The sequence below is a fragment of the Nostocoides japonicum T1-X7 genome (assembly GCF_001046855.1).
GTDB classification, from domain to species: domain Bacteria; phylum Actinomycetota; class Actinomycetes; order Actinomycetales; family Dermatophilaceae; genus Nostocoides; species Nostocoides japonicum.
Window position 1 is genome coordinate 4,420,480 of record NZ_HF570958.1, and the last position, 7,942, is coordinate 4,428,421.

Annotated in this window: 6 protein-coding genes and 2 pseudogenes; 4 read left to right on the forward strand and 4 right to left on the reverse strand. The window is 72.8% G+C overall.

The window, feature by feature from the left end:
• The coding region (locus BN12_RS20095) for a DUF3097 family protein (RefSeq protein ID WP_048555263.1) at positions 1–532 on the forward strand (532 nt) is incomplete at its 5' end.
• A gap of 343 nt (positions 533–875) precedes the next feature.
• Positions 876–1,337 carry a DUF4870 domain-containing protein gene (locus BN12_RS20100; protein ID WP_048555265.1) on the forward strand — a complete coding sequence of 154 codons (462 nt, stop codon included), beginning with the start codon at positions 876–878 and terminating at the stop codon, positions 1,335–1,337.
• A gap of 73 nt (positions 1,338–1,410) precedes the next feature.
• On the opposite strand, the pseudogene hemW reads toward BN12_RS20100, so the two are convergent.
• The 3 genes and pseudogenes from hemW to BN12_RS20115 form a co-directional block, all read right to left on the reverse strand.
• Positions 1,411–2,635: pseudogene (hemW, locus tag BN12_RS20105) on the reverse strand (radical SAM family heme chaperone HemW).
• Between the two features lie 271 nt (positions 2,636–2,906).
• Positions 2,907–3,293, reverse strand: a complete 387-nt coding sequence (locus tag BN12_RS20110) for a VOC family protein (protein WP_048555266.1) — start codon at positions 3,291–3,293, stop codon at positions 2,907–2,909.
• Entirely contained in the window at positions 3,290–4,129 is an 840-nt protein-coding gene (locus BN12_RS20115; RefSeq protein WP_048555268.1) for a helix-turn-helix transcriptional regulator, read from the reverse strand. The genes BN12_RS20110 and BN12_RS20115 overlap by 4 nt, the downstream gene beginning before the upstream one ends.
• 165 nt (positions 4,130–4,294) lie before the next feature.
• On the opposite strand from BN12_RS20115, the pseudogene BN12_RS23995 reads away from it, so the two are divergent.
• Positions 4,295–4,897 (forward strand): annotated as a pseudogene (locus tag BN12_RS23995) (tyrosine-protein phosphatase); the annotation flags it as partial.
• 179 nt (positions 4,898–5,076) lie between these two features.
• Here BN12_RS23995 and lepA read toward each other — a convergent pair.
• Positions 5,077–6,948 carry a translation elongation factor 4 gene (gene lepA / locus BN12_RS20120; RefSeq protein WP_048555270.1) on the reverse strand — a complete coding sequence of 624 codons (1,872 nt, stop codon included), beginning with the start codon at positions 6,946–6,948 and terminating at the stop codon, positions 5,077–5,079.
• 128 nt (positions 6,949–7,076) lie between these two features.
• Here lepA and BN12_RS20125 point away from each other — a divergent pair, with 128 nt between their 5' ends.
• The gene (locus BN12_RS20125; protein WP_083454797.1) at positions 7,077–7,619 is read left to right on the forward strand and encodes a type II toxin-antitoxin system PemK/MazF family toxin; all 543 of its coding nucleotides are present in this window, start codon (positions 7,077–7,079) and stop codon (positions 7,617–7,619) included.
• Positions 7,620–7,942 lie beyond the last annotated feature (323 nt).

Genomic DNA, 7,942 nt, shown 5'->3' on the forward strand with positions numbered 1-7,942 from the left:
GGCCAGGGTGGCGACCGGCTCGCGGATCTTCGTCGAGGGCAAGCACGACGCCGAGCTCGTCGAGAAGGTGTGGGGCGACGACCTGCGCGTCGAGGGCGTCGTCGTCGAGCTGCTCGACGGTGTCGACGACCTGGCCGGCGCCGTCCGAGACTTCGCGCCCGGTCCGGGACGGCGGATGGGCGTCCTCGTCGACCATCTCGTCCCCGGCTCCAAGGAGAGCCGCCTCGTCGAGGAGGCGACCGGCATCCGGCCGTATGCCATGCATCTGCTCGTCGTCGGCCACCCCTACGTCGACGTCTGGCAGTCGGTGCGACCGCAGCGGCTCGGCCTCGACGCCTGGCCGACGATCCCCCGCACCGTGGAGTGGAAGCGCGGCGTCGCGGCCCACCTCGGGTGGCCCCACGAGACGCAGGCCGACATCGCCCGGGCGTGGCGGCGGATCCTCGGCTCGGTGCGCACGTATGCCGACCTCGAGCCGAGCCTGCTCGGCCGGGTCGAGGAGCTCATCGACTTCGTCACCACCCCTGCCTGACCGCCGTCGGGTCCGGGGCGGTCGCGCGGGGCCGGTGCGCCCGCGTCGAGCGGCCGTCGGGATCCGCGAGCGGACGGTCACGTGCCGGACCGCGCGCCGGCGTCGGGATCCGCGAGGCACGGTCGCGGTCGGCCGGCGCGCCGACGTCCGGCCGCCGTCGGATCCCGGAGGCACATCGCGTCGGAGGAACCCGTCCCACGGCACCCGCCAGACCCGCCGGCGCGTGGAACCCGACAGAACGCCTCGGGGTTCGCCCTGAGCCGGTCCGGATCGCACCCTGAGAACGGAAGGATCGGCGCACCGGGTGCGGTTGACTGGGGTGAACCCACCAGGAGGGAACCCCATGAGCAGCGAGAACACCCCACCCGTCGACCCCCACCAGCCGCCCCCCTCGGGCTCGTCGCCGCAGTGGCAGCAGCCACCCGCGGCATACCCGGCGCCCGGTGGCGCCGCTCCGATGACGCCGGCGGACGAGCGGACCTGGGCGACCGTCGCCCACGTCATCCCGATCGCCGCCTCGATCCTCAGCGCGGGCTTCCTCGGCTTCGTCGCGAGCCTTATCGTCTACCTCGTCTACAGGGACCGCGGCCCCTTCGTCCGGCGGTTCGCCGCGAACGCCCTGAACATCCAGATCATGGAGTTCATCGCCGTCGTCGTCTCGCTGCCGCTCATGCTCGTGCTTGTCGGCTTCATCACCCTGCCGCTCGCGATCATCGTCGCGGCCATCCTGCACATCATCGCCGCGGTGCGGGCCAACCAGGGCGAGTGGTACGACCCGCCGATGGTGCCCCGCTTCGTCAAGTAGGACCGCGTCCGGGCACGGTCACGGCGTGACGGACCCATGCCCGGGTTCTCACGCCGTGACCGCCGACGGGCCGCTACGCCGGCAGGCCGAGCAGCCGCCGGACGACGGTGTCGGCGAGGAGCCGCCCGCGCACGGTGAGGACCGCCCGGCCACCCGCCCGGCCAGCCTCGGCGACGAGGAGTCCCTCCGCGACGAGACCCGGAACCGCCGCGCGACCCTCGGCGGTCACCCGGTCCAGGGGCAGTCCGTCGACGAGCCGGATGCCGAGGAGCACCTCCTCGTCGAGCCGCTGGTCCGGCGTGAGGGTCTCCCGCGCGGCGGCCGGGGAGCAGCCCGCAGCCAGCCGGCCCGCATACGCCCGGGGGTGCTTGACGTTCCACCAGCGGACGCCGCCGACATGGCTGTGCGCTCCCGGGCCGATCCCCCACCAGTCGTCACCGCGCCAGTAGAGCTCGTTGTGCCGACAGCGGGTCGCGGGGCCGGTGGACCAGTTGCTCACCTCGTACCACCCGTAGCCGGCCGCGGAGAGGACCGCGTCGGCCAGCTCGTACTTGGCCGCCTCGTCGTCGTCATCGGTCGGCGGCACCTCCCCCCGCCCGCGCCGCGAGCCGGGTGCCGTCCTCGACGACGAGGGCGTATGCCGAGACGTGGTCGGGTGCGAGCGCGACGGCGGCGTCGAGGCTCCGGCGCCAGTCCGCGAGCGACTCGCCGGGCGTGCCGTAGATGAGGTCGACGCTCACCTGGAGGCCGGCGGCCGTCGCCGCCGCGACGGCGACGGCGACGCCTGCCGGGTCGTGGGTGCGGTCCAGCGTCCGCAGGACGTGCGGGACGGCGGACTGCATCCCGATCGAGACGCGGGTCACGCCGCCCTCGGCGAGCGCCTCGAGGTATGCCGGGGTGATCGAGTCCGGGTTGGCCTCGGTCGTCACCTCCGCGTCCACGGCGAGTCCGAAGCGATCCCGGATGCCGGTGAGCAGACCGACGAGGTCGGTCGCCGGCAGGAGCGTCGGGGTGCCGCCACCGAAGAAGACGGTGTCGACGGGCCGGGCGGCGGGCAGCACGCCCGCGGCGAGGTCGAGCTCGGCGGCGGCCGTCGCGGCATACGTGTCCGACCCTCCCGCACCGGGCCCCAGCTCCCGTGCCGTGTAGGTGTTGAAGTCGCAGTAGCCGCAGCGGACCGAGCAGTACGGCACGTGGACATAGATCCCGAACGGCCGCTCGCCGAACCCCTCGAGCGCCGCCGCCGGAAGGGTCCCGTCGGCCGGGGCGGGCTCACCGTCGGGCAGGGCACTGGGCACCGCACGATTGTCCCTCCGTCGCGGAGGTCGGCGATGCGCGCGACCCGGTCACACCCGTCACACGTCGCGCGGCGTGTCCGCCACGACACGCCGGGCTCGCCTCATCGGGCCGAATGAGTGCCCCGGAACCCCTTGCGGGAAGCCGGATCCGGGACTAGACATGGTCCTACCCCGACACCTCGGTGAAGGGGTGAGAGAAGGACTTCGGTCCGACTCGATCGAGGGCCTCGGAAACTCATACTTTCCGAGGCCCTCACCTGTGTCGCCGGCGTCACTCCCCCGCGTAGGTCCCGAAGCTCCAGTGGTTCCCCTCGGGGTCCCGGCAGGAGAACCCGCGGGACTCGTAGTCGGTGGCGTTCTCCAGCGGCCGGGTGATCTCGGCACCGAGCGCGACGGCTCGGGCGTGGACGGCGTCGGGGTCGTCGCAGACGACGTAGAGGTTGGTGCGGCCGACTCCGTCGAAGCGCTCGGTCGCCCCCTCACGGGAGGACACCATGACCCTCCCGCCCTCGGGCCAGCGCATCTCGCTGTGGAAGATCGTGTCGCCGTCGCCGGGCACGACGATCCCTTCCTCGAAGCCGAGACCCGCGAGCCAGGCGCGGAGGGCCTTGGCGTCGTCGGCGAACAGGGCGGTCCAGATGTTGTGGTCGGTGCTCATGTCCCCGACGATAGGTCGGCCGGCCCGTCGACGGCTTGAACGTATGCGAGCTCCTGGGCCCGCCAAGCGGTCGGCGTCAGCCCGGAGAAGGCCTTCCACTCCCTCGTCAGGTGCGCCTGGTCGGCGTAGCCCGCGGCGACGGCGACATCGGCCAGGCGCCTGCCGGGGTCGCGGACCAGGGCATGGGCCCTCTCGAACCGGCTCAGCCGGACGACCTGCGTCGGCGTGAGCCCGACCTCGGCCGTCAGCTGGCTCTCCAGGTGGCGGGTCGACCAGCCGACCCTCCGCGCGACCTCCGTCACCGTGAGCCCGCGCTCCGCCGTCCCGAGCAGGCGCCACGCCTCGGCGACCTCAGGACGGGTGCCTCCGGTGTCACCCCACAGCGCACCGAGGGCGTCGTCGACGACGTCGAACATCTCCGCCGGAGTCCCTACGTCGTGGAGCCGGGCCCGCAGCGTGTCGGCGACGGGGCCCACGACGTCGGCGAGCTCGTGGCTGCGCTCACCGAGCTCGGCGACCGGGACGCCGAGCAGCGATCGGGCCGCCGAGGGCCGCAGGTCCACCTGGATGCCGCGCCACCGGCCCTCGTGGTGGATCGTCGTCGGCCGGACGGCGAGACCGGCGACGCACGCCCCGAGCGCGGACGTCCGGACGTCTCCCGGCTGGGTGAGGGTGAGCGGCTCGTCGAGGGACACGACGAGGGTGAGGCGCCGCGACGGCATACCGATGTGCCGGCCGGGAGGCTCCCCGCTCATGCCGTATGCGACGACGCGGCAGGCGTAGCGCCGAAGCGGCCCCCGCGGCCGGTGCGACGCGTGCCAGTGCCGCCCGGTCATCCCGCCAGCGTACGACGGGGGTCGCGGCGCCGCGCCGGTCCGGGCCGCCGGGCCGGGCTGCCGCTCCGGATGAAGCCCGAGGCACCCTCGTCCGACGCCGCACGTGCCGTCACTACGCTGTCGTCGGTGGGACCGGAGTGGATCGACCTCGAGGGTGTCGCCAACATGCGCGACCTCGGCGGGCTGCCGACGACGGACGGCGGCCGGACCGCACCCCGTCGGCTCATCCGCTCCGACAACCTGCAGACCCTCACCGAGGTGGACGTCGCGCGACTCGTCAGGGGACTCGGCGTGCGGGACATCGTCGACCTGCGGAGCGAGGCGGAGATCCACATCGAGGGGCCCGGGCCGATGCGCCGCGTCGAGGGGCTCGTGCACCACGAGCACTCGCTCTTCGCGGCGCCCGCCGTCGCCTCCGAGGACGCGCTGCCCTGGCACGGCGACGACGCCGACCGGACGGCGGCCGACTACTGGGGCGACCACTACCTCGGCTACCTGCGCGGCCGGCCCGACTCCGTCGCCGCGGCGCTCGGCGTCGTCGCGCACTCGGAGGGAGCCGTCGTCGTCCACTGCGCGGCCGGCAAGGACCGGACGGGCACCGTCGTCGGACTCGCCCTCGACGTCGCGGGGGTGCCGCACGACGTCATCGTCGAGGACTACGTCGCGACCGGTGAGCGCATCGCCGCCGTCATGGAGCGGCTCCTGGACCGGCCCGCATACGCCGAGCACGTCCGGGGACACACGGTCGCGGAGCAGACGCCGGTGCCGCAGGCGATGGAGACGATCCTGCGGTTCGTCGGCGAGCGCGGCGGGGGGGGCCGGTGGCTGGCTCCGCGAGCAGGGCTGGAGCGCCGACCAGGTCGCGCGGCTCCGGGAGCGCCTCCGCGCGTAGTCTCCGCCCCCTCACCCCGCGGTGGCCGGCACCCCCACTCCATGAGTGCAGGACACTACTTCTTGGACGTGTCGCCCTGGCCCTCCGTCGTCAGCGCGGCGATGAAGGCCTCCTGCGGCACCTCGACCCGGCCGACCATCTTCATCCGCTTCTTGCCCTCCTTCTGCTTCTCGAGCAGCTTGCGCTTGCGGGTGATGTCACCGCCGTAGCACTTGGCGAGGACGTCCTTGCGGATCGCCCGGATGTTCTCTCGGGCGATGACCCTGGCCCCGATCGCCGCCTGGATGGGCACCTCGAACTGCTGGCGCGGGATGAGCTTCTTCAGCTTGCCGGCCATGAGGACGCCGTAGGCATACGCCTTGTCCTTGTGGACGATGGCGCTGAACGCGTCGACCGTCTCGCCCTGGAGGAGGATGTCGACCTTCACGAGGTCGGCGACCTGGTCGCCGTCGGGCTCGTAGTCGAGCGAGGCGTAGCCGCGGGTCCGCGACTTGAGCTGGTCGAAGAAGTCGAAGACGATCTCGGCGAGCGGCAGCGTGTAGCGCATCTCGACGCGGTCCTCGGACAGGTAGTCCATGCCCCGCAACGAACCCCGCCGCTGCTGGCACAGCTCCATGATCGCGCCGACGTAGTCGCTCGGCGCGAGGATCGTCGCCCGGACGACCGGCTCGCGGACCTCGGCGATCTTGCCGCCGGGGAACTCGCTCGGGTTCGTCACCGTGACGAGGGTGCCGTCCTCCATCGTCACCTCGTAGACGACGTTGGGCTGGGTCGCGATGAGGTCGAGGCCGAACTCCCGCTCGAGCCGCTCGCGGACGATCTCGAGGTGGAGCAGCCCGAGGAAGCCGCACCGGAACCCGAACCCGAGGGCAGCCGACGTCTCCGGCTCGTAGACGAGCGCGGCGTCGTTGAGCTTCAGCTTGTCGAGCGCCTCCCGCAGGTCGGGATAGTCCGACCCGTCGAGCGGGTAGAGGCCGGAGAACACCATGGGCCGCGGGTCCCGGTAGCCCCCGAGCGACTCCGTCGCCGGGTTCGCCGCGTTCGTCACCGTGTCGCCGACGCGGGACTGCCGGACGTCCTTGACGCCGGTGATGAGATAGCCCACCTCGCCGACGCCGAGGCCCTTGCTCGGGACGGGTTCGGGTGAGATGACGCCGATCTCGAGCAGCTCGTGGGTCGCTCGCGTCGACATCATCGCGATCCGCTCACGTGGGTTGAGGTTGCCGTCGACGACCCGGACGTACGTCACGACGCCCCGATAGGTGTCGTAGACGGAGTCGAAGATCATCGCCCGGGCCGGCGCCGCCGGGTCGCCCACCGGGGGCGGCACCTGCCGGACGATCTCGTCCAGGAGCGCCCCGACACCCTCTCCCGTCTTCCCCGAGACGCGCAGGCACTCCTCGGGCTCGACGCCGATGAGGCCGGAGAGCTCCTCGGCATACTTCTCCGGTTGCGCGGCCGGGAGGTCGATCTTGTTGAGGACGGGGATGATCGTGAGGTCGTTCTCCATGGCGAGGTAGAGGTTCGCGAGGGTCTGCGCCTCGATGCCCTGTGCCGCGTCGACGAGGAGGACGGCGCCCTCGCACGCCGCGAGCGACCGGGACACCTCGTAGGTGAAGTCGACGTGACCCGGCGTGTCGATCATGTTGAGGATGTATGCGAGGTCCGAGCCGCCGTCCGCGGCGGCCAGTGCCCACGGCATACGGACCGCCTGGGACTTGATCGTGATGCCGCGCTCGCGCTCGATGTCCATCCGGTCGAGGTACTGCGCCCGCATCGCCCGCTCGTCGACGACGCCCGTCAGCTGGAGCATCCGGTCGGCCAACGTCGACTTGCCGTGGTCGATGTGGGCGATGATGCAGAAGTTGCGGATCTGCTCGGGAGGCGTCGCGTGCGGCGGCAGCGCGGTCGTGGCGCGAGGGGACACGGGGAGGGGTTCGGCCTTCGGTCGGTGGCTGGGGAGGGACGTCGCGTCGATTGTCCCATGCCGGGCGGGCCACGCCGATCGGGCGGGACGCGCCGAGGTCCGGTGCCCCCGCCGGTACCCTGCCGCCCATGGGGACGGCGCCGGGGATCCGTGGCTGGCTGCGCCGACTGCTGTCGCCGCGCGCGACGGACGCACCGACCCGGCGAGCCCGCGGAGCCGGGCGACCGGCCCCCACGACGGTTCTGGGACGGCCCCCCGGGCGGGCGACGTATGCCGGTGACTTCCACGGCATACCCGACCTCGCCTACTCCCCGAGACCGGACGGCCGCCCCGATCCCGGCGAGATCGTCTGGACCTGGGTGCCCTACGAGGAGGACCCCACGCAGGGCAAGGACCGACCCGTCCTGCTCGTCGGCCATGACGGCGACCTGCTCCTCGCCCTGCCCCTGACGAGCAAGGACCACGACCGTGACGAGGCACAGGAGCGGCGGGCCGGACGCGAGTGGGTCGACATCGGCTCCGGCGGCTGGGACCGTCAGGGCCGGCCCTCGGAGGTCCGGGTCAACCGCATCCTGCGCATCGACCCGGCCGCCGTGCGGCGCGAGGGGGCCGTCCTCGACCGCGCGACGTTCGACGTCGTGGCCGCCGCCGTGCGGGCCCACCACGGCTGAGCACGCTCACATCGCCCGTTTCCACCGAGATATCCGTATCGTCTGATTCACAGGGTTCCAGCACGCCACATGAGCCCCAGATGCCCTACCGTGAGGCGAGTCCCCGATGAGGGTGCCGGGACCCCTCCCCGGCCGGTGCCCTCTCCCTGACCCGAGAGGACGGACCGATGTCCCTTCCCCGACACGCCATGAGGGCCGGCGGGCTCGCCCTGGCCCTGGCTGCCGCGGCCACCGCGACGGCGACGGTGGCCGACGCCGCCACACGACCCGACCCGTCGAGCACGCGCCTCACGCCGTCGGCCACGGCTCGCGCCCCCCCCCCC

What these genes read in the sequence shown, in the direction of transcription:
- BN12_RS20115 (WP_048555268.1), bottom strand. Translation starts at nt 4,129, where the DNA reads ATGACCGGGCGGCACTGGCACGCGTCGCACCGGCCGCGGGGGCCGCTT.
- BN12_RS20125 (WP_083454797.1), top strand. Translation starts at nt 7,077, where the DNA reads ATGGGGACGGCGCCGGGGATCCGTGGCTGGCTGCGCCGACTGCTGTCG.
- BN12_RS20110 (WP_048555266.1), bottom strand. Translation starts at nt 3,293, where the DNA reads ATGAGCACCGACCACAACATCTGGACCGCCCTGTTCGCCGACGACGCC.
- BN12_RS20100 (WP_048555265.1), top strand. Translation starts at nt 876, where the DNA reads ATGAGCAGCGAGAACACCCCACCCGTCGACCCCCACCAGCCGCCCCCC.